We start from the raw sequence: 25978 nt of genomic DNA on the forward strand, positions 1-25978 counted from the left end.
CCCCTCCCTAGGATCGAAGCCATGAGCACTGACCAGCGCATCCTCCTCGTGCACGCCCACCCCGACGACGAGTCGATCGGCCAGGGCGCCACGATGGCCAAGTACGCCGCCGAGGGTCGCCACGTCACGCTCGTCACCTGCACCGCCGGCGAGATGGGCGAGATCCTCGTCCCCGACCTCGAGCACCTCGCCGCCGACCGCGACGACCGGCTCGGCGAGCACCGCAAGGGCGAGCTCGCCGACGCGATGGCCGCGCTCGGCGTCGCCGACCACCGGTTCCTCGGGGGCTTCGGCACCTACCGCGACTCCGGGATGGCGTGGCACCCCGACGGTCACGCGGTCGGCGACCCGGAGGTGATCGCCAAGCACCCCAACGCGTTCTGGAACGCCGACCTCACCGAGGCGGCCGACCACCTGGTCGCGATCATCCGCGAGGTGCGCCCGCAGGTGCTGGTCACCTACGACCAGTTCGGCGGCTACGGCCACCCCGACCACATCCAGGCCCACCGGGTCGCGACGTACGCCGCCTCGCTCGCCGCGGTGCCGTCGTACCGCAAGGACCTCGGCGAGAGCTGGGACATCCCGAAGGTCTACTGGGGCGCGATGTCCGAGAGCCGGCTGCGGGCCGGGCTGCGGGCGCTCCGGGCGGCGGGCGACTCGACGACCTTCGAGGGGATGGACCCCGACGGTCCGCTCCCGCCGTTCGTGACCAGCGACGAGAACCTCGCCGCCGCGGTCGACGCGACCGCCTACATCGACCAGAAGCTGGATGCGCTGCGCGCCCACGCCACCCAGATCACCACCGACGGACCGTTCTTCGCGCTGTCCAACAACGTCGGCGCGGAGGCGATGGGCGTCGAGTTCTACCGCCTCGCCAAGGGGCAGCGCGGCGAGCTCGGTCCCGACGGCCTGGAGACCGATCTCTTCGCGGGCCTCGCCGACCGACCGTGAGGCTCCTCCCAGCCATCGGGGTGGCCGTGGCGCTGCTGCTGCTCGGTGCCGGCACCGGGATCGCCACCGTCGCGGTCCATGACCTGGCCTGGGGCCTTGCACTCGCCGTCGCGGCCACCGTGGTGACGACGTACGCGCTGCCGCCCGGGTGGTGGACCCGGCTCGCCTTCGTGGCCGGCTGGGTGCTGCTCGTGGGCTGGCTGACCCTGCCGCGGCCGGAGGGCGACTACCTGGTCAGCCAGGACTGGCAGGGCTACCTCGTGCTCGGTCTCGGCATGGTGCTCATCGTCGTGGGACTCGCCACACTGCCGCGGCGAACGCCACCACTTACGTAGGATCGCGCAGTGATCAAGCGAGAGACCGCCCGGGAGTCCGCCGGCGGCAAGGTGGTGCTGCTCCTGCTGGGCGGCCTCCTGCTGCTGGCAGGTGGCGCCTACGCCGCGGCCTACTTCGCCGCCGGCGACAAGGTGCCGCGCGGCACCAGCGTCGAGGGCGTCGAGATCGGCGGCCTCGCTCCCGACGACGCCGAGCAGGCGCTGCGCGAGGGGCTCGCCGACCGCGCCGACCGCCCGGTGAACCTCAGCGCCGAGGGCCGCACCGCGTCGCTCACGCCGAGCGAGGCCGGTCTCCAGGTCGACTACGCCGCCACGGTCGGCGACGCGGGCGGCGGGAAGAGCTGGTCTCCCGGCCGGCTGTGGGACTACTGGACCGGTGGCGACGAGCAGGAGCCGACGGTCACGGTCGACGACGCGGCGTTCGACGCGGCCCTCGACGGCCTGGCCGACCAGGTCGGCACGCCGGCCACCGACGGCGCAGTGAAGTTCCGCGGCGGCGAGATCACGGTGACGGACCCCGCGCCCGGCACGGGCTTCGACCCGGATGCGGCCCGCACGGGGGTGCTGTCGTCGTACCTCTCCACGGACGACGAGGTCGTCGAGCTCGAGCCCGCGACCGTGCAGCCCGAGATCGACCAGGCGGCCGTGCAGGAGGCGCTCGACACGTTCGCCAACCCCGCGATGTCGGCGCCGGTCACGCTGGTCTTCGGCGACTCGCCCGTGCAGCTGCGGCCGCGTGAGTTCTCGGTCGCGCTCCGGATGAAGGCGGAGAACGGCGCGCTCGTGCCCGACCTGAAGACGAAGAAGCTGACCGCGCTCGTCGCCCAGGGCGTCAGCGAGGAGGACCAGCCGGTCGACGCCACCGTCGAGCTCGTCAACGGCAGGCCGCGCGTGGTGCCGGCGAAGCCGGGCGTGACCTACGACCCCGCGGCCGTGAGCAGCGCCTTCCTCCAGCTGGTCACGCAGGAGGGCGACGCGCGTCGGATGGAGGTCGAGGCGACGGTCGCCGAGCCGGAGTTCACGACCGCCGACGCCAAGGCCCTCCGGATCAAGGAGCGGGTCTCGTCGTTCACGACGTACTACCCCTACGCGGAGTACCGCAACGTGAACATCGGCCGGGCCGCCGAGATCGTCGACGGCACCGTGCTCAAGCCCGGCGACGTCTTCTCGCTCAACGACATCGTCGGCGAGCGCACCGCCGAGAACGGCTTCACCGAGGGCTTCATCATCAGCGACGGCATCTTCAAGGAGGACCTCGGCGGCGGCGTCTCGCAGATGGCGACGACGACCTTCAACGCGATGTTCTTCGCCGGCCTGAAGGACATCGAGCACAAGCCGCACTCGTTCTACATCGACCGCTACCCGGTCGGCCGCGAGGCCACCGTCGCCTGGGGATCGGTCGACCTGCGCTTCGAGAACGACACGCCGTACGGCGTGCTCGTCCACGCGACCGTGCGGCCGAGCACGCCGTCGTCGCAGGGCGTCGTGACCGTCTCGATGTACTCGACGAAGACCTGGGACATCACGACGAAGACCTCCGACCGCTACAACTTCCGCGAGCCCGCCACCCGCACCCTCACCACGCCGGACTGCTACCCCAACACCGGCTACTCGGGCTTCGACGTCGATGTCTGGCGCTACTTCCACGAGCCCGGCAGCAGCGCCGTCGAGAAGACGGAGAAGTTCCACACCAGCTACATCCCCTCCGACACGGTCGTCTGCAAGCAGCCCAAGGAGCCCAAGCAGGAGAAGGGCGACGACTAGGGCGTGAGCCGGGTCAGGTCGCGCGGGAAGAGCGTGACCTCCCGGACGTTCGCGACGCCGGTGAGCCGGGCGGCCCACCGCTCCAGGCCGATCGCGAAGCCGCCGTGTGGCGGCATGCCGTGCTCGAACGCCTGGAGGTACGACGCGTACGCCGCCGGGTCCTCGCCGCGCGCCCGGATCGCCGCGTCGTACGCCGAGGGCCGGTGCAGGCGCTGCCCGCCGGTGACCAGCTCGAGCCCGCGGAAGAGCAGGTCGAAGCTGTTGCTCCAGCGCGATCGAGCCGGTGGTCGAGGAGGCGCGCCAGCGCCGTCTCGAGACCAAGGGTGGGTGTAGAACGGCCGCTTCACCATCGGGTAGCCCTCGACCGCGACGAAGTCGCTGCCGTGCTCCTCGAGCGCCCACGCCCCGAGCGCGCGCTCGTGCTCGGGAGCGAGGTCGGGCTCGTCCTCGGGCGCGCCGACCAGAGCGAGGGCGTCGCGGAAGTGGATCACCGGGATCTCCTCGGGCACGACCGGGACCTGCGCGCCGGTGCGCTCGACCGCGCCGGGGGCGTGCTCGTGGATGCCCGCGACCATGCCGGCGACGACCTCACGGAGCACCCGGAGCACGTCGCGGTGATCGTCGATGAAGCCGAGCTCCACGTCGAGCGAGACGTACTCCGCGAGGTGCCGCACCGTGTCGTGCGGCTCGGCCCGGAAGACCGGTCCGACCTCGTAGACCCGCTCGAAGACGCCGACGAGCTGCTGCTTGTAGAACTGCGGGCTCTGCGCGAGGTACGCCGGCCGGCCGAAGTAGTCGACCTCGAAGACGTTCGCGCCCGACTCGGTCGCCGACGCCACGAACTTCGGGGTCTGGATCTCGGTGAACCCGGCCGCGTCCAGCGTCGCGCGGAACCCGCGCACCGACGCGGCGGCGAGCTCCCAGCGGGCCCGCTGCGCGGGGTGGCGCCAGGTGACCGGCGCGTGGTCGAGCAGCGTCGGGAGGCCGGCGCTCAGCGCCGGTCGCCACAGCTCCACCGGCGGCGTCGCGGCCGGCTCGGTGAGCGGGGTGATGACCGGATCGGTCACCTCGACGCCGCCCGGGGCCTGGGCGTTCGCGGTCGCCGTACCGACCACCTCGACGGTCGTCTCCTCGGGCGGCACCTCGCCCCCGCGGACCACGACCTGGGCCAGGCCGCTGCGGTCGCGGACCACGAGGAACGTCACAGCGGCAAGCGCCCGCCGGCGATGCACCCAGCCCTGGAGCCGGACGGTCTCACCGGGCGTCGCGAGGGGAAGGTCGATACAGAGTGTGCGTTGCATGGCTACCTCCAGTAGGCGAAAGCCCTGGAGGTGTGGGCGGGGGCTACGTCGCGGTGCCACCACACCTTCGTCGACGCTCTGTCCAGATTTCTGGCGGTCGACCTCTCGTCGGTACGCCGCACGCGCGGGCGCCCGTCGCTCCACCGGATCGTGGGAGGTTCGTCAGGCCTCATGGCGCCGCGGTCAGCGTACGCTGCGCCGCGTGGTCGTGCACTTCAGATTGACGTCGCCGTCGGACCTCACCGAGCGCGTCGTGGACGTGCTGCGGGAGCGTGAGTGGATCACGAACGTCACGCGCCAGGAGGGCGCGGTGGTCCAGCCGCCCGGGGACCTCGTCGAGTGTGACGTCGCCCGGGAGAAGGCGGGCGTCCTGCTCGCGAAGCTCAACGCTCTCGACCTCGACAAGGTGGGCGGGATCGTCGTCACCACGCCGACGGGTGCGCCGTTCGAGGCGGCTCGCCGGCTCGAGGCCGCCGCGCCCGGGCACCCGGACGACGCGGTGATCTGGGAGGCGGTCGAGGCACACGCCGAGTCCGGAGCCGTGCCCACCGTGTCGTACCACCTGTTCCTGGTCCTCGCCGTCGCGCTCGCCGCGATCGCGGTCATCACCGACTCGGCGGTGCTCGTCGTCGGCGCGATGGTGGTCGGGCCGGAGTTCACTGCGGTCGCCGCCGTCTGTGCCGGCATCGCGCTGGGCCGCCGGGGCCTGATCGGGCGCGGGCTCCGCCTGCTGCTCTTCTCGTTCGCGTTCGCGATCATCGTGATCACGCTGCTCTCGGTGGCGGGCCGGCTGACCGGGCTGATCACCCTGGACGACGTCACGAGACCGCGCCCGAACACCGGCTTCATCTGGCACCCCGACGAGTGGTCGTTCATCGTCGCCCTGCTGGCCGGGGCCGCCGGCGCGCTCGCGCTGGCCGTCTCGCGGTCCGCCACGATGGTCGGCGTCTTCATCAGCGTCACGACCGTCCCGGCGGCCGGCAACCTGGCGCTCGGACTGGCCTTCGCCAACAGCCACGAGATCATCGGGTCGGCCACGCAGCTGGCCGTCAACATCGTCGGCATGGTGATCGCCGGCGCGATCGTGCTGCTGCTGATGCGGTGGTGCTGGGCGCCGCTCACCGCCTGGTCGGAGCGGCTGTTCGGCCGCCAGGCCGACCTCGCCGAGGACTAGCGACCCAGCGGCGGCGCGAGGTAGCGGTAGGCGTGATGCGTCGTGAACCCGAGCTCCTCGTACATCGCGATCGCGCCGCGGTTGTCGGCGAGCACCTGGAGGTACGCCGTGGTCGCGCCGCGCTCGGCACCCCACTCCAGCAGCGCCTCCATCACCACGAGCCCGAGCCCCTGGCGCCGGTGCGCCGGGTCGACCTCGATGCCGCGGAAGCCCACCCAGTCGTCGGCGTACGCCGCGATGCCCCGGGCGTGCTCGCCGACGCGGACGGTCACCAGGTCACCCTCCTCGTCGTGCTCCGCCTCCGGTGGTCGAGCCTGTCGAGCGTCGTCCTGAGCCCGTCGAAGGGACCCCCGCAGCGTGCGCAGGGCTGTGGCCACCGAGGTGATCTGGAAGAGCGTGTCGGCGTCGCTGCTCTCGGCGACCCACCCGTGCCCGCGGAAGAGCGCGTCCTCGTCGGAGTCGGGCAGCACCGCCGCGATCGGCCGGGCGCCGCGCTCGGCGTACCAGCCGAGCACCAGCTCGTAGTCGTCGGGGAGGCCCGAGGGGCCGATCGCGAGCACGGAGTTGGCGCGGCGCGCGGTCGACGTGGGGGTGTGCCGGAGCAGCCAGTCGCCGAGCGGCTCGGGCCGGAGGTCGGGGAAGAGGGCGAGCGCCCGCCGCTGCGCCTCGGCCGGCGTGACGCGGTGCCGGGTCGACGGCCGCGGCGGCACCGGCTTGCCGGAGACGATGTCGGCGAGCGCGATCGTGACCGGCGGGCCCGACTCGGGCTGCACGACGCACGCGCCGTCGGCCCAGGACAGGCAGGTGCCGAGGACGTCGGTGAAGGCCGGCCCGCCCGTGGGCCCGGTCTCGCCGCGCACCAGACGGCGCAACACCACGCGCTGGCCCACCACGTGGGGGCCGAGCCCGTGCTGGTTCACATACTGGGGGTCTGCCGACGGTGCCACCCGGGGATACTAGGCTGTGGTCGAGCACCTGCTCTCGTGAGTATCAGGAGGAATCGGTGACCTACGTCATCTCCCAGCCGTGCGTCGACGTCAAGGACCGGGCCTGCGTTGACGAGTGCCCCGTCGACTGCATCTACGAGGGCAAGCGGATGCTCTACATCCACCCCGACGAGTGCGTCGACTGCGGCGCCTGCGAGCCGGTCTGCCCGGTCGAGGCGATCTTCTACGAGGACGACACTCCGGAGGAGTGGAAGGCCTACTACGACGCCAACGTGCACTTCTTCGACGACCTCGGCTCGCCCGGCGGCGCGGCGAAGATGGGCGAGATCGACCACGATCACCCGATGATCGCCGAGCTGCCTCCGCAGAACCAGGACAGCTGATCCTGTCTTGAAGGGGCGTGTCTCCGGGCGCCTCCCGGACTTTCCCTGGGACAACCTGGTCGAGCACCGGGAGCGCGCGGCCGCGCACCCCGACGGGATCGTCGACCTGTCGATCGGCACCCCGGTCGACCCCACGCCGAAGGTCGTCCGCGAGGCGCTGGCCACCGCGGCCGACTCGCCGGGCTACCCGCTGACGATCGGCACCGAGGACCTCCGGCGGGCGTGCGTCGACTGGCTCGCCCGGCGCCACGGCGTCACGGGCCTGGGCCCCGAGGGCGTGCTGCCGACGATCGGCTCCAAGGAGCTGGTCGCGACACTGCCGGTTCAGCTGGGCATCGGCCCGGGTGACCTCGTGGCGTGGCCCGAGCTCGCCTACCCGACGTACGAGGTGGGCGCGGCGCTCGCGGGCGCCCGCGGCGTCGCGACAGACTCGCTGCTCTCGCTCGGCCCGGAGCGGCCGGCGCTGCTGTGGGTGAACTCGCCGTCCAACCCGACCGGGCGGGTGCTGCCGCCCGAGCACCTGAGGAAGGTCGTCGACTGGTGCCGCGAGCGCGGCACGATCCTGGTCTCCGACGAGTGCTACATCGAGTGCGCCTGGGAGGCGTCACCGATGTCGGTGCTCCACCCCGACATCTGCGGTGGGTCCCACGAGGGCATCCTCGCGGCCCACTCGCTGTCGAAGCGCTCGAACCTGGCCGGCTACCGGTGCGCCTTCGTAGCCGGCGACCCCGTGCTGGTCGGCGAGCTGCTCGCCGTGCGAAAGAACCTCGGGCTGATCATGCCCGGCCCGCAGCAGGTGGCGATGGCCGCCGCGCTCGACGATGACGACCACGTCGTGGAGCAGCACGCGCGGTACGCCGCGCGGCGGGCGAAGCTGCGCGAGGCGCTCGAGTCGGCCGGCTTCCGGGTCGACCACTCCGAGGCGTCGCTCTACCTCTGGTCGACGCGTGAGGAGGAGTGCTGGGCGACGGTGTCGTGGCTCGCGGAGCGCGGCATCCTGGTCGCTCCGGGTGATTTCTACGGCCGCGCCGGCGGGCGTCACGTGCGGGTCGCGTTCACCGCCACCGACGAGCGCGTCGACGAGGCGATCGCGCGGTTGGCCGACTAGGTCGGTCGCAGCGTCAGTCGCAGCGTCAGGCGCAGCGTCAGGCGCTCAGCGTGTGGTCGAGGCCGTCGGGCGTCAGGTAGTGCCCGTCGTCGAACCAGATCACGCCGTTGCACAGCTGGCACCAGCCCTGCTCGGTGTGGTCGGCGACCACCTGGGCGGTGCAGCAGTCGTCGGCGTTGCTGTCGGGGCAGCTGGGTGAGTGGATGCACATCGTCGTTCCTCGGGGGGTCTGTGTTCTCCGTCTCCATCGGCAGTGCGTCGGTGAAGCCTGAGCAGTTCGTCCAACCCATCCAGCATGCTCCGCCGAGGCGCGCTTCACACACGTCCTCCACAGGAAGTCGACCCGGCGTGTCGCGGACGACTACTCGTGGACGTCGACGTGCACGTGGTCCCGGTGCTCGAGGATCGCGCGGTCGCCGGACCGCGCCGGCGGGTCGTACTGCCGCCAGCCCTCGTCGGAGTCGTTCGCGGTCCAGATGCGGCCGTCGAAGATCACCGTGCGGATCGAGAGCCGGTCGGCCTGGGCGACGAGGTACTGCGCCATCGCCCATCCGCGGATCCTGTTCTCGGCGTTGACCGGCCGCACGAAGACGTCCACGGCCCGCCCCTCGTAGTGGGCCGAGCCCTCCATGTGGCCGGTCGAGACCCCGCCGGGGGCGAACCCGCCGACCGGCGGGTCGCCGAAGACGGCGGCGACCTCACGGCGTACGACGTCGGCGCGCTTCGTCAGGCCGGAGTCCCGGAGCCTCGTCGCCGCCGACGACGGCTCGTCGCCGAGGCGACAGCTGAACGCGTGGGGGGAGTTGCCCGTCAGTGCGGAGGCGAGCACGCGAGCGTCCGCCTCGTGGTCGGCGTACGCGTCGGGGAAGCCCGAGCGCTGCACCTGCTGCGCGGCCTCGGTGACCTGCATCGACTCGTAGCCGTCGACCTTCGCCAGCCCGTCGTAGAACGCGTTGGTCGCGTACACGGGATCGAGGATCTCGTCGGTCGTGCCCCACCCCTGCGACGGCCGCTGCTGGAAGAGGCCGAGCGAGTCGCGGTCGCCGGTCTCGAGGTTGTAGAGCTTCGACTCCTGGTACGCCGTGGCCAGGGCGATCGTCGCGGCGCGGGCCGGCATGCCGCGCTGGATCGAGACCGCGGTGATCAGCGCGGCGTTCTCGGCCTGCTCCACGTCGAGCGCGACCGTGCGGCCGTCGACGGTGGCGGTGCACTCGTCGGGCTGGAGGAGCGGCGACACCTGCTGCACGACGGCATAGCCCACCGCCGCGGCCACGCCGACGGTGGCGAGGCCGAGCAGGGTGACGCCGGTCCGCATCCGCATGGAGCAAGTGTGCGGATGTGGTTCAACAGCCCCGAATCGCCGCGGTCAGTTGGCGTGCAGCGCCGCGTTGAGCTCGACGCCGGCGCTCTTCCACGGGACCGCCTCGACGGCGCCGGTCACGGAGTTGCGACGGAAGAGCACGTTGCTGGTGCCGGAGAGCTCGAGGGCCTTGATGACCTTCGGCTTGCCGTCCATGTCGCTGACGGTGACCTTGGTGCCAGCGGTGACGTAGCAGCCCGCCTCGACCACGCAGTCGTCGCCGAGCGAGATGCCGAGCCCGGCGTTGGCGCCGAGCAGGCAGCGCTCGCCGATCGAGATGACCTGCTGGCCGCCGCCCGAGAGCGTGCCCATGATCGACGCGCCGCCGCCGACGTCGGAGCCGTCGCCGACCACCACGCCCGCGGAGATCCGGCCCTCGACCATCGAGGCGCCGAGGGTGCCGGCGTTGTAGTTGACGAAGCCCTCGTGCATGACGGTCGTGCCCTCGGCGAGGTGGGCGCCGAGACGCACCCGGTCGGCGTCCGCGATCCGGATCCCGGCGGGCAGCACGTAGTCGACCATCCGCGGGAACTTGTCGACGCCGTACACCGTGAGGTGGCGCCCGTTCGCCCGCAGCCGGGCCCGGGTGAGCTCGAAGCCCTCGACCGCGCATGGGCCGGCGCTGGTCCACACCACGTTGGTGAGCAGGCCGAAGACTCCGTCGAGGCTGACCGAGTGGGGGGTGACCAGCCGAGCGGACAGCAGGTGCAGCCGTAGCCACACGTCCTCGGTGCTCGCCGGCGCCGACTGCAGGTCCGCGACCTCGACGAGGAGCACCTCGCGGGTGACGCCGCGGTCGGTGTCCGTGCCCTGCAGCGCGCTCAGCTCCGGCGGAGTGATCGCGTCGGCGGGCTTCTCGCCGAGCGCGGGCGCCGGGAACCAGACGTCCAGGACCGCCCCGGAGGCGTCGAGGGTGGCGAGGCCGAAGCCCCAGGCGGTGCGGGGTGTCTGCTCGTCGGTCACGGGAGTCCACCCTAGGGGTCGCGGTCGGTGGTCTCGCCCCTCGGGTCGCAGTGCGAGCACCAGGAACTTAGGTTAGCCTCACCTATCATGCATCGTCGTCTCGCGACCCTCGCGTCGCTCCTGGTCCTCCCTCTCGCCCTCGTCGCGTGCGGCGACACGGGCGATGACACCGCGGACGCCGCCGGCGCGTCGAGTACGCCGCGCGAGCCGGTCGTGGTCGACCACGTCTACGGCTCGACCGAGGTCGACGGCGTACCGGAGCGGATCGTGACGATCGACGTGCAGTGGACCGACGCCATGCTCGCGATGGGGGTCGAGCCGGTCGGCTACACGATCGACCCCTACATGCCCGACGGCCCGGCGCCGTGGCAGGACCTGCCCGCCGACGGGGAGGCGCTGGACCTGACCGACGGGGTCCCGATCGAGAAGATCGCAGCACTGAACCCGGACCTGATCGTCGGGTCCTTCTCGATCACCGACAAGCGCACCTACGAGCTGCTCTCGGCGATCGCGCCGACGATCCCGAACCTCGACGAGGCCCAGGTCCAGCCGTGGCAGGACCTGGTCACGATGGCCGGCACCGTCCTGGACCGCCCCGACGAGGCCGAGTCGGTCATCAGCGATGTCGACGACGCGGTCGCGCAGACCGCCGAGGACCTGCCTGCGCTGGCCGACCAGACGTTCGCGCTGGCGCAGTACGTCGTGGGCGACTCGATGTACATCGTCGCCGACGAGGCCGACGGGTCCAGCGTCTTCTTCGAGCACCTCGGCATGACCATGTTCGAGCCGGTCCGCGCGCAGGGCGAGAAGACCGGTGAGGCACGGGTCCAGGTGAGCACCGAGCGCGCGGACCTGCTGCGCGCCGACTTCCTGGCGTTCCTCGTCAACGGCGGCGACGAGGGCGACCTCGCCGACATCGCCGGCTTCGACGAGCTGCCGGGGACCGTGGCGGTGCTCGACTACGCCACGATCGTGGGGCTCAACACGCCCACGCCGCTGTCGATCCCGTACGCGCTCGACCAGCTGCGGCCCTACCTGGAGGAGGCCGCCGCCTGACGCTGGGCCGCTCGCCGGGTCACTGACCGGTGCGGCCGTCGATGCACTCGCGGAGCAGGTCGGCGTGGCCGCAGTGGCGCGCGTACTCCTCGATCAGGTGGACGACCACCTCGCGCATCTCGATGTCGCCGTCGTCGTGCAGTCCGAGGTGGTCCATCGGGTGGCTGGCCTGGAACTCCGCGGCGTACGCCACCTCCGCGCGCCACGCCGCCCAGGCCTCGGCCACCACGTCGTCGTCCGCGACCGCGCCGTCGAAGTCGGCGTCGCGGTGCTCGTCCTTGCCCCACATCTTCGGCAGGTCGAGGCGGCGCTCCATCACCCGTCGCCACCACGAGTACTCGACGGCGGCGAGGTGCCGCACCAGGCCGAGCAGCGACATCGTCGACGGCGGCACCGACCGGCGCGCCATCTGCTCGGCGTCCAGCCCCTCGCACTTGCGCTCGAACGCGGCCCGGAAGTGGCTCAGGTAGTCCTGGAGGACGGCTTCCTCGCCGCGGAGAATCTCGTCGGTCATGGGTGCACCCGATCAGTCCGACGCGCGGGAGCGCAATCCGATTGGCACCGGCGGCGCGCCGCGCCGTACGCTTTCGGGACAGGCGTCTGAGCCGTCATCAACGGTGAGCCCCGGGAAGAACGGCCTCGGCCCAGTAGAACCCGGCGGGTGGGCCCGTCACAGCCTCGAACGAGTGGCTCCCAGCAGCTGGGGGAGCAAGCAGGGTGGTACCGCGGCAGAGAAGTCGTCCCTGTGGTTGGCGCACCGATCACAGAGAGACCCGCGATGAGCTATCCGAAGAACGAGTCCGGCAGCGTGCCTTCGAGCCCTCGCTTTCCGGAGATCGAGGAGCGGATCCTCGAGTTCTGGGAGAAGGACGGCACGTTCCAGGCGAGCGTCGACCAGCGCGACCCGGGCCAGAACGGCGACAACGAGTTCGTCTTCTACGACGGCCCGCCGTTCGCCAACGGCCTCCCGCACTACGGCCACCTGCTGACCGGCTACGTCAAGGACCTCATCCCGCGCTACCAGACGATGCGCGGCAAGCGCGTCGAGCGGCGCTTCGGCTGGGACACCCACGGCCTGCCCGCCGAGCTCGAGGCGATGCGGCTCAACGGCATCAAGACCACCGACGAGATCCTCGAGCTGGGCATCGAGGCGTTCAACGAGGCCTGCCGGGCGTCGGTGATGAAGTACACCGGCGAGTGGCGCGAGTACGTCACCCGCCAGGCGCGCTGGGTCGACTTCGACAACGACTACCGCACCATGAACCCCGACTACATGGAGTCGGTGATCTGGGCGTTCAAGCAGCTCCACGACAAGGGCCTCGTCTACGAGGGCTTCCGCGTGCTGCCCTACTGCTGGAACGACGAGACCCCGCTCTCCAACCACGAGCTGCGGATGGACGACGACGTCTACCAGAACCGTCAGGACCCCGCGGTCACGGTCGGCTTCGACATCGCGACCGACGGGCCCTTCCGGGGCGCGAAGCTGCTCGTCTGGACGACCACGCCGTGGACGCTGCCGAGCAACCTCGCGGTGATGGTCGGCGAGGACATCGAGTACGTCGTGGCCACTCCGTCGGACTCGGGGGCGGACGGCACCCGGTACGTCCTCGCCGCGGCGCGGCTGTCGGCGTACGCACGTGAGCTGGGCGAGACGCCCGAGATCACCTGGCGCGGCCCCGGCTCGGAGCTCGTCGGACTGACCTACGACCCGCCGTTCACCTACTACCGGGGCCACGAGCGTGCCTTCCGGGTGGTCGCGGCCGAGTTCGTCACGACCACGGACGGCACCGGGATGGTGCACACCGCCGGCGCCTTCGGTGAGGACGACAAGATCGTCACCGACCGCGAGGGCATCGAGGCCGTGATGCCGGTCGGCAAGGACGGGCGCTTCACGTTCCCGGTCACCGACTACGAGGGCATGCAGGTCTTCGACGCGAACCTGCACATCATCGACCACCTCAAGGCGACCAGCGGGTCCGTCACGCCGGGCACGGTGCTGCTGCGCCGCGAGACCTACGACCACAGCTACCCGCACTGCTGGCGCTGCCGCGAGCCCCTGATCTACAAGGGCGTCTCGTCCTGGTTCGTCGAGGTCACCGCGTTCAAGCAGCGGATGATGGAGCTCAACCAGCAGATCAACTGGGTGCCGGAGCACATCAAGGACGGCCAGTTCGGCAAGTGGCTCGAGAACGCCCGGGACTGGTCGATCACCCGCAACCGCTTCTGGGGCAGCCCGGTGCCGGTGTGGAAGAGCGACGACCCGGCGTACCCGCGCATCGACGTCTACGGCTCCTTCGAGGAGATCGAGCGCGACTTCGGCACGCTGCCGCGCAACAAGGCGGGGGAGCCCGACCTGCACCGGCCGTACGTCGACGACCTGGTGCGCCCGAACCCCGACGACCCGACCGGCAAGTCGATGATGCGGCGCGTCTCCGACGTGCTCGACGTGTGGTTCGACTCCGGCTCGATGTCGTTCGCGCAGGTGCACTACCCATTCGAGAACTCCGACTGGTTCGACGGTACTGAATCTGGAGGCTCCGCCTCCGGGCACTTCCCGGCGGACTTCATCGTCGAGTACATCGGCCAGACGCGCGGCTGGTTCTACACGCTGCACATCCTGGCCAGCGCGATCTTCGACAAGCCGGCGTTCGAGAACTGCATCAGCCACGGCATCGTGCTCGGCTCCGACGGCAACAAGATGTCGAAGTCGCTGCGCAACTACCCCGACGTGCGCGAGGTCTTCGACCGCGACGGCGCCGACGCGATGCGCTGGTTCCTGATGTCGTCGCCGATCCTGCGCGGCGGCAACCTGGTCGTCACCGAGCAGGGCATCCGCGACTCGGTGCGCCAGGTGCTCATCCCGCTGTGGAACAGCTGGTACTTCTTCCAGCTCTACGCGAACGCCGCCAAGAACGGGCAGGGGTACGACGCGAGGCGGGCGACCGACTCGACCGACCCGCTCGACCGCTACCTGCTGGCCAAGTGCCGCGACTTCGTGGGCGAGATGACCGAGGCGCTCGACGGGTACGCCGTGGCGGACGCGTGCGATGCGACGCGGTCGTTCCTCGACGTGCTGACCAACTGGTACATCCGCCGCTCGCGCGACCGCTTCTGGGGTGACAACCCGGCGGCCTTCGACACGCTCTACACGGTGCTGGAGACGGCCTGCCGCGCGACGGCGCCGCTGATGCCGCTCACGACCGAGGAGGTCTGGCGCGGTCTCACGGGCGGTCGCTCGGTGCACCTCGCCGACTGGCCGCTGGTCGACGAGCTGCCGGCCGACGACGCCCTGGTGGCCGCGATGGACACCGTCCGCGAGGTCTGCTCGGCCGCGTCGGCGCTGCGCAAGGCCCGCAACCTGCGCAACCGGCTGCCGCTCGGGTCGCTGACCGTCGTGGTCGCCGACCCGACCGCGCTCGAGGGCTTCGAGGCGATCGTCCGCGACGAGGTGAACGTCAAGGAGGTCCGGCTGCTCTCGGTCGAGTCCGACGAGGCGGCGACGTACGGCGTCGAGCAGAAGCTCACCGTCAACGCCCGCGCCGCGGGTCCGCGCCTCGGCAAGGACGTGCAGCTCGCCATCAAGGGCTCGAAGACCGGTGACTGGTCGGTCGCCGAGGACGGCAGCGTCACCGCCGGTGGCCTGGCGCTCCAGGAGGGCGAGTACACCCTCGAGACCGTCGCCGGGTCGGCCGACGCGGGCTCGGCGACCGGCATGCTCCGCAGCGGTGGCTTCGTCGTCCTCGACACCGACGTCACCCCGGAGCTGGCGCTGGAGGGCCTCGCCCGCGACCTGGTGCGCGGCATCCAGCAGGCGCGCCGCGACGCCGGCCTCGACGTCTCCGACCGGATCGCGCTCACCGTCGCCGGCGGTGCGTCGGTGCAGGCCGCCGCACGCGCCCACGAGGGGCTGATCACGGCCGAGACCCTCGCGACGTCGTACGACGTGGTGGACGCCGTCGACGGAGCCGAGGTCGTCGTCGGCGACGGCGAGAAGGCCACCGTGGCGGTCGCCAGGGCCTGAGCTACCTGCGGAACCGGTCGAGGTGGCGCCCGAGCCACCCCGCGAACGTGCCTGCCGGGCGACCGAGCAGGTCGGGCACGGCGGCGTCGACGCGCGTCGCCTCGGCCGGCGGACGCTGCTGCCAGGCGACCAGCGCGTCGATGAGCGCCTCGTCGTACCCCTCCTGCGACCAGCGCCGCCGCGCCTGCTCCTCGGTGAGCTCGCGCAGCGTCACCTCCCGGCCCAGGGCTGCTGAGAGTCCCCGCACCCGGTCCCGGACCGAGACGGGCTCCGCCCCGGTCAGGGAGTAGCGGCGACCGGCGTGACCGTCGGTCAGCATCACCTCGGCCGCGACCTCGGCGACGTCGCGCTCGTCGACCATCGACTCGGCGACGTCGACGAACGGCTCCACGACCGTCGACCCGTCGCGGACACCGCTCGCCCAGGTGAGCGTGTTGCCGAGAAAGCTGACCGGCTCCAGGCCGACCCACTCCGTGCCGGACGCCGCCAGGGCGTCCTCGACCGGGCCGCGGTAGCCCGCCCACAGCAGCACCGTGCGCCGGATCGGCGCCGCCCCGATCGCGGCGGCGCTCTCCGGGGTCATCGCGCCGGACAGCAGGAACGCGTAGTCCGCGCCGTCTGCTGCGCGCTCCAGGTCGACCGGCCGGCTCAGGTCGCCCTCCACGGTCTCGACCTCCGCCGGCAGGTGGGCACGATCCCGGTCCCGCACCATCGCCCGGACCCGGACGTCCCTGCGGAGCAGGGCCGTCATCGTCTCCCGGCCGGCCTTCCCCGTCGCTCCTGCCACCAGTGCCATCACCATGTCGTCCTCCTGTTCGTCGTTGGCGGCGACGCTAGGAGTTGAAGTCCGCTTCAGGTCAAGGACCGTCCGGGACCCCGGACACCTCAGCTGATGCCGAGTCGGCCGGCGAGGCGGTCGAGGGAGGCGAGGACCTCGTCCTCGGACCTGTCCGGGACGCCCCAGATCAGCTCGGTGGCACCCTGCTCGGCCCAGGCGACGAGGTCGGCGGGGTCCGGCTTGAAGGCGATCAGGATCCGGATGTCGGGGGAGCCGTCGCGACCGGCGTCGGCCCAGGCCTTCCTGAGCGCCTCGATCTGCCCGGAGATGTCCTGCTGGGTCGGCGTGGTCATCCAGCCGTCGGCGTGCTGGGCGATCCACCGGAACGTCTTCGGCCCGCCGCCGGCGCCGATGACCAGCGGGATGTGCGCGGCCGGCTTCGGGTAGGCCCACGAGGGCCCGAACGACACGAACTCCCCGTCGTACGACGCCTCCTCCTGCGTCCACAGCGCGCGCATCGCCTCGACGTACTCGCGCAGGACGGTACGCCGCCGGTCGGTCGGGACGTGGTGGTCGGCGAGCTCGTCGGTGTTCCAGCCGAAGCCGGCGCCGATCTCGACCCGGCCTCCGGAGAGGTGGTCGAGGGTCGCGATCTGCTTGGCCAGCGTGATCGGGTCGGACTCGACGGGCAGTGCGACCGCCGTCGAGAGCCGGATCCGCGACGTGGCCTGGGCGACGGTCGCGAGCGAGATCCAGGGGTCGAGCGTGCGCAGGTAGCGGTCGTCGGGCAGCGTCGCGTCGCCGGTGCCGGGGTGCGCGGCGTCGCGCCGCACCGGGATGTGGGTGTGCTCGGGCACGTAGAACGTGTCGAACCCCCGCTCCTCGGCTGCGGCGGCCAGGGTGGCTGGCCGGATGCCGCGGTCGGAGGTGAAGAGCACGAGTCCGTTGCGCATGGGTCGCATAGTAGAACGTGTTCCAGTTCTACCGGTAGTGGGCGGCTGGTTGGATAGGCCCGTGACCTCCCTCGACCTGACGACCGACGCCGTCTCGCTGACCAGGCAGCTCGTGGACATCGAGTCGGTGAGCCTGGACGAGCAGCGGATCGCCGACTCGGTCGAGCAGGCGCTGCGCGGGCTCGGCCACCTCGACGTCGTCCGGCACGGCCACACCATCGTCGCCCGCACCGACCTCGGGCGCAGCGAGCGCGTCGTCATCGCCGGGCACCTCGACACGGTCCCGGTCAACGACAACCTGCCGTCGCGGCTCGAGGACGGGATCGTCCATGGGCTCGGCAGCTGCGACATGAAGGGCGGCGACGCGGTGCTGCTGCGCATCGCCGCGACGATCCCGGAGCCCAACCGCGACGTCACGTTCATCCTCTACGACGCCGAGGAGATCGCCGCCGAGCACAACGGCCTGCGCAAGCTGGCCGAGAGCCAACCCGACCTGCTCGCGGCGGACTTCGCGATCCTCATGGAGCCGTCCAACGCGATCGTCGAGGCCGGCTGCCAGGGCACGCTCCGCGTCGACGTGCGCACCACCGGCGAGCGCGCCCACACCGCCCGCGCCTGGCGCGGGGTCAACGCGATCCACAAGGCGGGCGAGGTGCTCCGCCGCCTCGAGGCCTACGAGCCGCGCAAGCCGGTCATCGACGGGCTGGAGTACCACGAGGGCCTCAACGCCGTCGCCGTCCGCGGCGGCGTCGCGGGCAACGTCGTGCCCGACGAGTGCGTCGTCGAGGTCAACTACCGCTTCGCGCCCGACCGCTCCGAGGCGGAGGCCGAGGCGTTCGCCCGCGAGTTCTTCGACGGGTACGACGTGACCGTCACCGACTCGGCACCCGGGGCGCTGCCCGGCCTGGACCGGCCCGCCGCGAAGGCGTTCGTCGACCTCGTCGGTGGCGAGGTCGCACCCAAGTTCGGCTGGACCGACGTCGCGCGGTTCACCGCCGCCGGTGTACCCGCCGTGAACTTCGGGCCCGGCGACCCGCTGCTGGCCCACAAGCAGGAGGAGCACGTGCCCGTGGAGCACATCCAGCGCTGCGAGGAAGTCCTCACCAGGTGGTTGACCGCATGAGAGCCAAGTTCAAGGGTCCGATCATCCAGCGCCGAGACCAGGTCGACCCCGGCACGACCGACCAGCGGCTGCTCGACTCGCGCGGCCCGAGCGACTGGGTGCACACCGATCCGTGGCGCGTGCTCCGGATGCAGGCCGAGTTCATCGAGGGCTTCGGCGCCCTCGCCGAGCTCGGCCCGGCGGTCTCGGTGTTCGGCTCCGCGCGCACGTCGCCCGACCACCCGACGTACGCCATGGCCGAGCAGGCCGGCCGCAGCCTGGCCGAGCACGACTTCGCGGTGATCACCGGAGGCGGACCGGGCGCGATGGAGGCCGCCAACAAGGGCGCGAGCGAGGCGGGCGGCGTCAGCGTGGGGCTCGGGATCGAGCTGCCCTTCGAGGCCGGTCTCAACGAGTGGGTCGACGTCGGCATCAACTTCCGCTACTTCTTCGCGCGCAAGACGATGTTCGTGAAGTACTCCCAGGGGTTCATCGTGCTCCCCGGCGGCGTCGGCACCCTCGACGAGCTCTTCGAGGCGCTGACGCTCGTCCAGACCGGCAAGGTCACCGAGTTCCCGATCGTGCTCGTCGGCTCGTCGTACTGGAGCGGCCTGATCGACTGGATGCGCGGCACCCAGCTCGCCGAGGGTGCGATCGCCCAGGCCGACATCGACCGGCTGGTCGTCACCGACGACGTGGAGGTCGCGGTCGCGCGGATGGTGGCCGCGCGGGAGGCCCGGCGATGATGTGGTTCTTCGCGATCCTCGTCGTGCTCGCGCTCGGCGGCATCGCGTTGCTGGCCGCCGGACGGGGCACGCCGATGGCCGAGGTGTACGACGACCGGCCCGACTCGACCGTGCCCGCGACCGGTCCGTTGGGTGCCGACGACCTGCGTCGCGTGCGCTTCTCGCTGGCGTTCCGCGGCTACCGGATGTCGGAGGTCGACGCCCTGCTCGACCGGCTCGCCCGCGAGCGCGAGGAGTCTGTCCGGGATGCGGGCGACGACCCCGCCCGTGGCGACGACCACACGGGGTAGGGCAGACTGCCCGGCGTGTCGACCGAGGTGATCGTCTACGTCCTCACCGCGCTGGCTGCCGTCGTGGTGTCGCTGACCCGACTGCGGCTGGGGAAGGGCGGGGCCGGCCGGCTCAGCATGGGGACGAGCCTCGTCAACGTGCACACGGTGGCCGGTGGACTCGCCCTGATCACGTGGATCGTGTTCCTCGTGGCCCCCGAGGACAGCCCTGTCGGGACGTCCACCTTCGGCATCGTGTCGCTGGCTCTGTGGTGGGTGACCGTGATCGCCGGGCTGCTGATCCTCGTGCGCTGGTTGCCCTCCCACGGCAGGCACGCCTCCGAGGGCAGCGCCGACTCGTGGTCGGAGGGACCCGGCCTCTCGATCCTCGCCCACGTGGGCATGCTCGTCGGCGTCTGCGTCTTCACCTGGGCCTACCTCACGTCGGCGGTTTGAGACCCGGGCGTTGTGGCAGGGTGCTGGTCATGCGTCTCGGGACCCTGATCACGACCGCCCTGCTCGCAGCCACGCTCACGGTGCCCGCCGCCACGGCAACCAGCGGATCGGCGTACGCCGCGCCCGTGCGCGACGACCGCGGCAACGCCGTCATCGAGAAGCGCGTGATCGGCCACTCCGTGCGCGGCCGGCCGATCAAGGCCTGGCACCTCGGCGAGCCGGGTCAGCGCAAGGTGGTGCTGATCTCGACCATGCACGGCGACGAGGACAACACGCGACGCATCCTCGAGAGCCTGCGGGACGGGCGCCCGATCCGCGGCATCGACCTCTGGGTGGTGCCGGTCTACAACCCCGACGGCCTGGCCCGCGGCACCCGCAAGAACGCCCGTGGCGTCGACCTCAACCGCAACTTCCCCAACGCCTGGGCCGACCTGGACGGCTCCTACGAGTCCGGGCCGCGGCCGGGATCGGAGCCGGAGACCCGCGCGATGATGCGGTTCCTGAAGGAGATCAAGCCGTCGCGCATCATCAGCTTCCACCAGCCGCTCGTCGGCGTCGACACGGTCACCAAGGACCGCGGCTTCTCGCGGCGGGTGGCCTCCCACCTGCGCCTGCCGCGGAAGTCGCTGACCTGCGGTGGGGTCTGCCACGGCACGATGACGGGCTGGTACAACAACCGCTTCGACGGCGCCGCCCTCACGGTGGAGTACGGCCACAACCCCCCGCGGAAGCGGATGCGTGAGGCCGCGCCGCGCCAGGTGCTCCACCTCTTCGACGCGCACCGCGTCGGCAAGGGCGGCGGCGCCCACCGGGAGCGCTGACATGCGCCGCGGGCTCGGCCTCGCCGTCACGACAGCAGTCGCGGCAGCACTCGTCGCGGTGCCGGCCTCCGCCGGGGGCGCCGCGCCGCCGACCTGCCAGGGCCACCGGGCCACGATCGTCGGCACAGACCGCGGCGACGTCCTGACCGGGACCCCGGGGCGCGACGTGATCGTCGGCCGCGGCGGTGACGACGAGATCCGCGGCCGAGGCGGCAGCGACCTGCTCTGCGGGGGCGACGGCGACGACCGGCTGTACGGCGGGGCGGACCGGCGCTGGCGCGACCAGTTCCAGACGATCGCGACCGGCGACCGCCTCGACGGCGGGCCCGGCGACGACCGGTTGCACCCCGGCCCGACGATCCGCGGCGTCGAACTGGTCCAGCCCGACCTGCTCGTCTTCGGGGGACGGCACGGCGTGGCCGTCGACCTCGACGCCGGCATCGCCACCGGCCAGGGCACCGACCTGATCACCTGGCGACGCACCCTCGGCGTCGTCGGGTCCGACGGCGACGACCGGATCCTCGGCACCGACGAGCCGGACCACCTGGTCGGGCGCGGTGGCGACGACGAGCTGATCGGCCTCGGCGGCCCCGACGTCCTGCGCGCCGACGCCGGCGACGACATCGTGCGCGGCGGCCGCGGACCCGACGAGATCACCAGCACCGCCGGCCGCGACGAGCTCCACGGCCAACGCGCCGACGACGTCATCTCCGTGCGCGGTGGTGCCGGCGACGAGGTCCACGGCGACGAGGGCGGCGACCTGGTCTTCGTCTACGTCGGCGGCGACCTGCGCAACCTGTCGGGTGCCGTGATCGACGGCGGTCCGCCCGGCCCGAAGCCCTGGGACACCAACGCCGTCTGGATCTCCAGCCGCGGCCCCATGGCCGGGGCCCGCGTCGTGGTCGACGCCCGGGCCGGCACGATCACCGGCGGGGCGACCGGCGGCACGATCACCGGCTTCGCGGAGCTCGGCTTCGGCATCCAGCGCGGGGTCCTGGAGTTCCTGGGCTCCGACGGCCCGGACGAGCTCACCCTGGACTTCGGTCGCGTGATCGCGGACGGCCGCGGCGGTGACGACGTCCTCAACGGCGGGAGTCGCGACGACGTGCTCATCGGCGGCGAGGGCAACGACGACGTGTTCGGGCGCCAGGGCACCGACACCTGCGACGCCGAGCTCGAGAAGGGCTGCGAGCGCTAGCGGCCCTCGAACACCGGCTTCTCCTTGGCCACGAACGCCGCGACCGCGGCGCGGTGGTCGGCGGTGGCGCCGGTCTTCGTCATCATCGCGCTCTCGAGCTCGAGCGCCTCCTCGAAGGAGTGCCCGGCGGCGTACGCCACCGACTGCCGCATCGCGCCGAGCGCGACGGTCGGCCCCGCCGCCAGCCGGGTCGCGAGCGCGCCGACCTCGGCCGCGAGCTGGTCGGCGGGCACCACCTTGGTGGCCAGGCCGAGCTCGAGGGCGTCGGCGGCGGTGACGGTGCTCGGGAAGTAGAGCAGCTCGATCGCCTTGGCGCGCCCGACGAGCCGCTGCAGGTGGTAGCTGGCGCCGGTGTCGCAGGAGAGCGCGACGTTCGCGAACGCCAGGTTGAAGCCGGCGGTGTCGGCGACGATGCGCAGGTCGCACGCGAAGGCCAGGCTGGCGCCCGCGCCGGCGGCGACGCCGTTGACCGCGGCGATCACGGGCTTGGCCATGCCGGCCAGCGCGGTGACGGTCGGGTTGTAGTGCTTGTCGACGGTGGTGAAGAGCGCGTCGCTGCCGCCGTTCTCCAGCAGCTCGATGTGCTCCTTGAGGTCCTGCCCGGTGCAGAACGCCTTGCCGGTGCCGGTCAGCACCACGCAGCGGACGGCGGGGTCGTCGGCCACCCGCTGCACGGTCTCGAGCAGCAGCTCCTTGGTGGCCACGTTGAGGCTGTTGTAGGCGTCGGGACGGTTCAGCGTGATGGTGCCGACGCCGTCTGCCACGTCGAGCAACACAGGGTCGGGCAGGACGGGGGAGTCGGTCATGGGCGCAGTCTGTCAGGAGCCCAGGCAGCGTGCCACGAACCGGTCGGTTCCCGGCTTGAGCCGGCTCGCCTCGGCGGCGAACAGCTCTGCCGCATCCCGGCCGGGCCAGTCGTCCGGCAGCAGCTGGTCGGGCAGCCCCGGGTCGGCGAAGAGGAACTTCCGCCACTCGTGCACGAGGTGGAAGCGGGCGGCGAAGGCCGCCTCGTCGGGGTCGTCGTGGGCATCGAGGTGGTCGCTGACGACGCGCTCGGCCGACTTCAGCCAGCCGTCGTACGCCGTGCGGAGCCCCTCGAGGTCCCAGGCCCCGGTCGGCTCCAGGTCGAACTCGTCGGCGCGGGCGGTGCGGGCGGTGGCGCCGGCACGCTCGAGCACCCCGGTGAGCTCGCTGCGGGGGTAGGGGCTGATCCAGACGTTCTCGGCGAGCTCGGCGTACCCGACGAAGCCCAGGTCGGCGCGGAGCCGGATCCGGGCCGACCGCGCGGCCGGCGGATCGACGAAGACCAGGTGCCAGCGGCTGTCCCAGCGAGGCACGTGCCGGCCGTAGATCCGGTCGGCGGCCTCGTCGAGGCGGCGGTTCGCGCGCTCGGTCGTGCGGTAGCCGCGTCCGCCGCGGAGCTGGACCGGCTCGAGCCAGCCCTGCATGACCATCCGGGAGATCGCGGTGCGCACGGCCGGAGCGGCGATGCCCACGGGGTCGAGCAGCCGTACGACGGCTGCCACCGGCGCCTGGCTCCCGCGGCTGCGCAGGTGGTCGCCGTAGACGTCGAAGAGCGCCGAGCGAGCCTGCATAGCCAGAGTGTGCCAGCCCGGGTTTCCGCCCTGTGCTCCACGTCACCGGCGGATAGGGGATAATGGATCTCGCGTACGGCGCGGCGGGCTCGCTCGGAGGCTCGACTTGCGCCCTGACAGGTGAAGGAAGGTGCGCGGATGGCGGCGATGAAGCCGCGGACGGGCGACGGTCCGCTGGAGGTCACCAAGGAGGGGCGGGGCATCGTGATGCGCGTTCCGCTCGAGGGTGGTGGCCGCCTCGTTGTCGAGCTCAACGCCGAGGAGGCAGGCGCTCTCGGGGATGCGCTGAAGGATGTCGTCGGCTGACGTGCCGCCGACACCGACCCCGATACTTCCGAGCCAGGTCTCACCTCCCGCTTTCGCCCTGAGTGCGGCCGCGCCGCACGGCGTCGCGGGGGTCGACGTGGTCGCCCTGCCCGTGCTGCCCGGGGAGGACGGTGGCGGGCCGGTGCTCGGCCCCGGCGCGGCCGACCTCTCCGACCTGCTCGGGCTCGACCTCCTGCGCGTGCTCGAGGTGTCCGCCGCCACCGGCAGGACCGGTGAGGTGACGAGCATCCCGGTGCCGCTCGGCACCGCGGTGAGCGCCGAGCTGACCACCGTGCTGCTGGTCGGCGTCGGCCAGCAGCGGCACCAGGACTTCCGGCGGGCCGGCGCCGCGCTCGCGCGCGCCACCCGCGACCGGGCGGCGGTCGCGACCTCCATCCCGGCGATCGCCCCGGACGCCGTGACTCCGTTCGTCGTCGGCGCGACGCTCGGCTCGTTCCTCTTCCACTGGCGCTCGAAGCCGCCCGAGCACGTCCCGGCCGCGCGGATCGTGCTCGCCGACATCCCCGACGACCAGTCCGCCACGCTCGACCGGGCCGTGGCGATCGGTGGCGCGGCCTGGCTGGCGCGCACGCTCGCCACCGTCCCCGCCAACCTCAAGAACCCCGCCTGGCTGGCCACGCAGGCGGAGGCGGTCGCGGAGGCCCACTCCCTCGACTGCGCGGTCTGGGACGAGCAGCGACTCGCGGCCGAGGGCTTCGGCGGCCTGCTCGCGGTCGGCCAGGCATCGGCGACGCCGCCCCGGCTGATCCGCCTCGACTACGCGCCGCGCCGCGCCGGACGGCGTACGCCCACCGTGGTCCTGGTCGGCAAGGGCATCACGTTCGACACCGGCGGCCTCTCGATCAAGCCGGGCGAGGCGATGTCGAACATGAAGCGCGACATGACCGGCGGCGCCGTCGTCATCGCGACCATGGCGGCGCTGAAGGCCGTCGGCTGCCCGGTCCGGGTGATCGGGCTGATCGCGGCCGCCGAGAACAGCATCGGCGGCGACGCGCTGCGGCCCGGCGACGTGGTGCGCCACTACGGCGGCCGCACCAGCGAGGTCACCAACACCGACGCCGAGGGCCGGCTCGTGCTGGCCGATGCGATCGCGTACGCCGTGCGCAACCTCGACCCGGCCGTCGTCGTCGACGTCGCCACGCTGACCGGAGCGATGAAGGTCGCGCTCGGCCAGCAGGTCGGCGGCCTCTTCGCCAACGACGACGCGCTCGCGGGACTGCTCGGCGGTGCGGCCGAAGTCGCGGGCGAGCCGCTGTGGCGGTTCCCCCTCACCGACTCCTACGAGGGCAAGCTCAGCTCGAAGGTGGCCGACGCCGACAACGCACCGGGCGGCCCCGGCGCGATCGTCGCGGCCCTCTTCCTCCAGCACTTCGTCGGTGACAAGCCGTGGGCGCACCTCGACATCGCCTCCGTGGGCGACTCCCCCGAGGACGCCTACGAGTGGACGCCCGGACCCACCGGGTTCGGCGCCCGCGCGCTGCTCGAGTGGCTGGGCTCGCCCGAGCCGCTCGCCGGCGTCGGCGACTGACCGGGGTCAGTCCGCGTCGGGCGTCCAGACCTTCTTCGCTGCGAGCAGGCCGTCGCCGACCGGCAGCAGCACGGAGACCAGGTCGTCGCGCTCGGCCACGGTGCGGCCCAGCTCGCGGATGGCGACGGTCTCCTCGTCGCGCTGCGCGGGGTCGGCGACCCGGTCGTGCCAGAGCGCGTTGTCGAACGCGACGACGCCGCCGGGGCGCAGCAGCCGCAGCGCCTCGGAGAGGTACGCCGAGTACTCGCGCTTGTCGCCGTCGCAGAACACCAGGTCGTAGTGGCCGTCGGTGAGCCGCGGCAGCACGTCGAGCGCGGCCCCCGAGATCGTCCGGACCCGCTGGCTGGCGATGCCGGCGTCGGTGAACGACTGCCGCGCCAGGCGCTGGTGCTCGGTCTCGATGTCGACGGTCGTGAGCACCCCGTCACCGCGCATCCCACGGAGCAGCCAGAGCCCCGAGATGCCGGTGCCGGTGCCGATCTCCACGACCGCGCGGGCCTCGAGGGCGGACGCGAGGAAGCGCAGGGCTGCCCCGACCCCGGACCCGATCGGCACGACGCCGACCTCGGCCGCGCGGGCGCGGGCCGCGGCCAGCACCTCGTCCTCGGCGATGAACTCCTCGGCGTAGCTCCACGTCGCTGGCTTCACGGGTTCAACGTATCGCGAGCGCGCGCCCACCGGCGGGAACGTCGTGCGGGAACACCGGCCGTACCCCGCTCGTTCTCCCCTCCGAGAGCCCGGTGAGGGACACTGGGCTCGAGGGAACCGGGCTTCACAGGTTCCTCTCAGTACTCGTCCCTAAGGTCAGGAAGGACAAGGACCCTGTTCGGCGGAACCGCGCG

At 72.1% G+C, this 25978-nt stretch carries 27 protein-coding genes; 16 read left to right on the forward strand and 11 right to left on the reverse strand.

What is annotated here, in order from left to right:
• Nucleotides 1-21: 21 nt before the first annotated feature.
• The 3 genes from mshB to ACFQQI_RS01650 are packed head-to-tail and all read left to right on the forward strand — an operon-like array spanning nucleotide 22 to nucleotide 3050.
• Nucleotides 22-951, forward strand: a complete 930-nt coding sequence (mshB, locus tag ACFQQI_RS01640) for an N-acetyl-1-D-myo-inositol-2-amino-2-deoxy-alpha-D-glucopyranoside deacetylase (RefSeq protein ID WP_378556929.1) — start codon at nucleotides 22-24, stop codon at nucleotides 949-951.
• Nucleotides 948-1286 (forward strand): DUF6113 family protein, encoded by a 339-nt coding sequence (locus ACFQQI_RS01645; RefSeq protein ID WP_378556932.1) that lies wholly within the window; start codon nucleotides 948-950, stop codon nucleotides 1284-1286. Before mshB ends, ACFQQI_RS01645 begins: the two co-directional genes overlap by 4 nt.
• 9 nt (nucleotides 1287-1295) lie before the next feature.
• Complete coding sequence (locus tag ACFQQI_RS01650) at nucleotides 1296-3050, forward strand: VanW family protein (protein ID WP_378556935.1); 1755 nt, start codon at nucleotides 1296-1298, stop codon at nucleotides 3048-3050.
• Here ACFQQI_RS01650 and aspS read toward each other — a convergent pair.
• Complete coding sequence (gene aspS / locus ACFQQI_RS01655; RefSeq protein WP_378556942.1) at nucleotides 3047-4351, reverse strand: aspartate--tRNA(Asn) ligase; 1305 nt, start codon at nucleotides 4349-4351, stop codon at nucleotides 3047-3049. The two genes, ACFQQI_RS01650 and aspS, sit on opposite strands and share 4 nt — an antisense overlap.
• Before the next feature lie 202 nt (nucleotides 4352-4553).
• On the opposite strand from aspS, the gene ACFQQI_RS01660 reads away from it, so the two are divergent.
• The gene (locus ACFQQI_RS01660) at nucleotides 4554-5525 is read left to right on the forward strand and encodes a DUF389 domain-containing protein (RefSeq protein WP_378556944.1); all 972 of its coding nucleotides are present in this window, start codon (nucleotides 4554-4556) and stop codon (nucleotides 5523-5525) included.
• On the opposite strand, the gene ACFQQI_RS01665 is transcribed toward ACFQQI_RS01660, so the two are convergent.
• The gene (locus ACFQQI_RS01665; RefSeq protein WP_378556946.1) at nucleotides 5522-6472 is read right to left on the reverse strand and encodes a GNAT family N-acetyltransferase; all 951 of its coding nucleotides are present in this window, start codon (nucleotides 6470-6472) and stop codon (nucleotides 5522-5524) included. The genes ACFQQI_RS01660 and ACFQQI_RS01665 overlap by 4 nt on opposite strands.
• A gap of 56 nt (nucleotides 6473-6528) precedes the next feature.
• On the opposite strand from ACFQQI_RS01665, the gene fdxA reads away from it, so the two are divergent.
• Both fdxA and dapC read left to right on the forward strand, forming a co-directional pair.
• Nucleotides 6529-6855, forward strand: a complete 327-nt coding sequence (gene fdxA / locus ACFQQI_RS01670; protein ID WP_378556948.1) for a ferredoxin — start codon at nucleotides 6529-6531, stop codon at nucleotides 6853-6855.
• A gap of 7 nt (nucleotides 6856-6862) precedes the next feature.
• Entirely contained in the window at nucleotides 6863-7963 is a 1101-nt protein-coding gene (gene dapC / locus ACFQQI_RS01675; protein ID WP_378556950.1) for a succinyldiaminopimelate transaminase, read from the forward strand.
• 37 nt (nucleotides 7964-8000) lie between these two features.
• Here dapC and ACFQQI_RS01680 read toward each other — a convergent pair whose 3' ends face one another.
• The 3 genes from ACFQQI_RS01680 to dapD all read right to left on the reverse strand — a co-directional run bounded on the left by ACFQQI_RS01680 (nucleotide 8001) and on the right by dapD (nucleotide 10286).
• Nucleotides 8001-8174, reverse strand: a complete 174-nt coding sequence (locus ACFQQI_RS01680; RefSeq protein ID WP_378556952.1) for a DUF5999 family protein — start codon at nucleotides 8172-8174, stop codon at nucleotides 8001-8003.
• A gap of 150 nt (nucleotides 8175-8324) precedes the next feature.
• A complete protein-coding gene (locus ACFQQI_RS01685) occupies nucleotides 8325-9284 on the reverse strand; it encodes a hypothetical protein (RefSeq protein WP_378556955.1) in 960 nt (319 codons plus the stop codon).
• Nucleotides 9285-9329: 45 nt separating this feature from the next.
• Nucleotides 9330-10286, reverse strand: coding sequence for a 2,3,4,5-tetrahydropyridine-2,6-dicarboxylate N-succinyltransferase (gene dapD, locus ACFQQI_RS01690; protein WP_378556958.1), 957 nt, complete (start codon nucleotides 10284-10286; stop codon nucleotides 9330-9332).
• A gap of 87 nt (nucleotides 10287-10373) precedes the next feature.
• On the opposite strand from dapD, the gene ACFQQI_RS01695 reads away from it, so the two are divergent.
• Nucleotides 10374-11342 (forward strand): ABC transporter substrate-binding protein, encoded by a 969-nt coding sequence (locus ACFQQI_RS01695; protein ID WP_378556961.1) that lies wholly within the window; start codon nucleotides 10374-10376, stop codon nucleotides 11340-11342.
• Between the two features lie 19 nt (nucleotides 11343-11361).
• Here the strand turns inward: ACFQQI_RS01695 and ACFQQI_RS01700 are convergent, their stop codons facing one another.
• Nucleotides 11362-11856, reverse strand: coding sequence for a DinB family protein (locus ACFQQI_RS01700; protein WP_378556964.1), 495 nt, complete (start codon nucleotides 11854-11856; stop codon nucleotides 11362-11364).
• Nucleotides 11857-12120: 264 nt separating this feature from the next.
• On the opposite strand from ACFQQI_RS01700, the gene ileS reads away from it, so the two are divergent.
• Nucleotides 12121-15363 carry an isoleucine--tRNA ligase gene (gene ileS, locus ACFQQI_RS01705; protein ID WP_378556967.1) on the forward strand — a complete coding sequence of 1081 codons (3243 nt, stop codon included), beginning with the start codon at nucleotides 12121-12123 and terminating at the stop codon, nucleotides 15361-15363.
• A 1-nt stretch (nucleotide 15364) separates the two neighbouring features.
• Here the strand turns inward: ileS and ACFQQI_RS01710 are convergent, their stop codons facing one another.
• On the reverse strand, nucleotides 15365-16165 hold the full coding sequence (locus tag ACFQQI_RS01710; RefSeq protein WP_378556970.1) for an NAD(P)H-binding protein: 801 nt from the start codon (nucleotides 16163-16165) through the stop codon (nucleotides 15365-15367).
• Between the two features lie 83 nt (nucleotides 16166-16248).
• Nucleotides 16249-17094 carry an LLM class F420-dependent oxidoreductase gene (locus ACFQQI_RS01715; RefSeq protein ID WP_378556973.1) on the reverse strand — a complete coding sequence of 282 codons (846 nt, stop codon included), beginning with the start codon at nucleotides 17092-17094 and terminating at the stop codon, nucleotides 16249-16251.
• Between the two features lie 61 nt (nucleotides 17095-17155).
• Here ACFQQI_RS01715 and dapE point away from each other — a divergent pair, with 61 nt between their 5' ends.
• From dapE to ACFQQI_RS01745, 6 genes are read left to right on the forward strand one after another with little or no spacing between them, the layout of a single operon-like run.
• Nucleotides 17156-18217 carry a succinyl-diaminopimelate desuccinylase gene (dapE, locus tag ACFQQI_RS01720; RefSeq protein ID WP_378556976.1) on the forward strand — a complete coding sequence of 354 codons (1062 nt, stop codon included), beginning with the start codon at nucleotides 17156-17158 and terminating at the stop codon, nucleotides 18215-18217.
• Complete coding sequence (locus ACFQQI_RS01725; protein WP_378556979.1) at nucleotides 18214-18942, forward strand: TIGR00730 family Rossman fold protein; 729 nt, start codon at nucleotides 18214-18216, stop codon at nucleotides 18940-18942. Before dapE ends, ACFQQI_RS01725 begins: the two co-directional genes overlap by 4 nt.
• On the forward strand, nucleotides 18939-19232 hold the full coding sequence (locus ACFQQI_RS01730; protein WP_378556982.1) for a DivIVA domain-containing protein: 294 nt from the start codon (nucleotides 18939-18941) through the stop codon (nucleotides 19230-19232). Before ACFQQI_RS01725 ends, ACFQQI_RS01730 begins: the two co-directional genes overlap by 4 nt.
• 15 nt (nucleotides 19233-19247) lie before the next feature.
• Complete coding sequence (locus ACFQQI_RS01735) at nucleotides 19248-19667, forward strand: hypothetical protein (protein ID WP_378556985.1); 420 nt, start codon at nucleotides 19248-19250, stop codon at nucleotides 19665-19667.
• A gap of 29 nt (nucleotides 19668-19696) precedes the next feature.
• Nucleotides 19697-20488 carry a M14 family zinc carboxypeptidase gene (locus ACFQQI_RS01740; RefSeq protein WP_378556988.1) on the forward strand — a complete coding sequence of 264 codons (792 nt, stop codon included), beginning with the start codon at nucleotides 19697-19699 and terminating at the stop codon, nucleotides 20486-20488.
• A gap of 1 nt (nucleotide 20489) precedes the next feature.
• The gene (locus ACFQQI_RS01745) at nucleotides 20490-21686 is read left to right on the forward strand and encodes a calcium-binding protein (protein WP_378556991.1); all 1197 of its coding nucleotides are present in this window, start codon (nucleotides 20490-20492) and stop codon (nucleotides 21684-21686) included.
• Here ACFQQI_RS01745 and ACFQQI_RS01750 read toward each other — a convergent pair.
• Nucleotides 21683-22492, reverse strand: coding sequence for an enoyl-CoA hydratase/isomerase family protein (locus tag ACFQQI_RS01750; protein WP_378556994.1), 810 nt, complete (start codon nucleotides 22490-22492; stop codon nucleotides 21683-21685). The two genes, ACFQQI_RS01745 and ACFQQI_RS01750, sit on opposite strands and share 4 nt — an antisense overlap.
• Nucleotides 22493-22504: 12 nt before the next feature.
• Complete coding sequence (locus tag ACFQQI_RS01755; protein WP_378556997.1) at nucleotides 22505-23281, reverse strand: PaaX family transcriptional regulator C-terminal domain-containing protein; 777 nt, start codon at nucleotides 23279-23281, stop codon at nucleotides 22505-22507.
• Nucleotides 23282-23419: 138 nt separating this feature from the next.
• Between ACFQQI_RS01755 and ACFQQI_RS01760 the strand changes: the two genes are divergently transcribed.
• Nucleotides 23420-23587 carry a DUF3117 domain-containing protein gene (locus ACFQQI_RS01760; RefSeq protein ID WP_082574674.1) on the forward strand — a complete coding sequence of 56 codons (168 nt, stop codon included), beginning with the start codon at nucleotides 23420-23422 and terminating at the stop codon, nucleotides 23585-23587.
• Nucleotides 23588-23684: 97 nt separating this feature from the next.
• A complete protein-coding gene (locus ACFQQI_RS01765; protein WP_378557001.1) occupies nucleotides 23685-25136 on the forward strand; it encodes a leucyl aminopeptidase family protein in 1452 nt (483 codons plus the stop codon).
• Nucleotides 25137-25142: 6 nt separating this feature from the next.
• Here the strand turns inward: ACFQQI_RS01765 and ACFQQI_RS01770 are convergent, their stop codons facing one another.
• Nucleotides 25143-25784 carry an O-methyltransferase gene (locus tag ACFQQI_RS01770; protein WP_378557004.1) on the reverse strand — a complete coding sequence of 214 codons (642 nt, stop codon included), beginning with the start codon at nucleotides 25782-25784 and terminating at the stop codon, nucleotides 25143-25145.
• Nucleotides 25785-25978 lie beyond the last annotated feature (194 nt).

The sequence above is a fragment of the Nocardioides sp. GCM10030259 genome, from assembly GCF_042666375.1.
Taxonomy (GTDB): Bacteria; Actinomycetota; Actinomycetes; order Propionibacteriales; family Nocardioidaceae; genus Nocardioides.

Excerpts from the sequence above, each read along its gene's own strand:
- mshB (WP_378556929.1), top strand. The coding sequence starts at position 22 with ATGAGCACTGACCAGCGCATCCTCCTCGTGCACGCCCACCCCGACGAC.
- aspS (WP_378556942.1), bottom strand. The coding sequence starts at position 4,351 with ATGCAACGCACACTCTGTATCGACCTTCCCCTCGCGACGCCCGGTGAG.
- ACFQQI_RS01680 (WP_378556952.1), bottom strand. The coding sequence starts at position 8,174 with ATGTGCATCCACTCACCCAGCTGCCCCGACAGCAACGCCGACGACTGC.
- ACFQQI_RS01685 (WP_378556955.1), bottom strand. The coding sequence starts at position 9,284 with ATGCGGATGCGGACCGGCGTCACCCTGCTCGGCCTCGCCACCGTCGGC.
- ACFQQI_RS01695 (WP_378556961.1), top strand. The coding sequence starts at position 10,374 with ATGCATCGTCGTCTCGCGACCCTCGCGTCGCTCCTGGTCCTCCCTCTC.
- ACFQQI_RS01700 (WP_378556964.1), bottom strand. The coding sequence starts at position 11,856 with ATGACCGACGAGATTCTCCGCGGCGAGGAAGCCGTCCTCCAGGACTAC.
- ileS (WP_378556967.1), top strand. The coding sequence starts at position 12,121 with ATGAGCTATCCGAAGAACGAGTCCGGCAGCGTGCCTTCGAGCCCTCGC.
- ACFQQI_RS01710 (WP_378556970.1), bottom strand. The coding sequence starts at position 16,165 with ATGGTGATGGCACTGGTGGCAGGAGCGACGGGGAAGGCCGGCCGGGAG.
- ACFQQI_RS01715 (WP_378556973.1), bottom strand. The coding sequence starts at position 17,094 with ATGCGCAACGGACTCGTGCTCTTCACCTCCGACCGCGGCATCCGGCCA.
- ACFQQI_RS01725 (WP_378556979.1), top strand. The coding sequence starts at position 18,214 with ATGAGAGCCAAGTTCAAGGGTCCGATCATCCAGCGCCGAGACCAGGTC.
- ACFQQI_RS01730 (WP_378556982.1), top strand. The coding sequence starts at position 18,939 with ATGATGTGGTTCTTCGCGATCCTCGTCGTGCTCGCGCTCGGCGGCATC.
- ACFQQI_RS01740 (WP_378556988.1), top strand. The coding sequence starts at position 19,697 with ATGCGTCTCGGGACCCTGATCACGACCGCCCTGCTCGCAGCCACGCTC.
- ACFQQI_RS01745 (WP_378556991.1), top strand. The coding sequence starts at position 20,490 with ATGCGCCGCGGGCTCGGCCTCGCCGTCACGACAGCAGTCGCGGCAGCA.
- ACFQQI_RS01750 (WP_378556994.1), bottom strand. The coding sequence starts at position 22,492 with ATGACCGACTCCCCCGTCCTGCCCGACCCTGTGTTGCTCGACGTGGCA.
- ACFQQI_RS01755 (WP_378556997.1), bottom strand. The coding sequence starts at position 23,281 with ATGCAGGCTCGCTCGGCGCTCTTCGACGTCTACGGCGACCACCTGCGC.
- ACFQQI_RS01760 (WP_082574674.1), top strand. The coding sequence starts at position 23,420 with ATGGCGGCGATGAAGCCGCGGACGGGCGACGGTCCGCTGGAGGTCACC.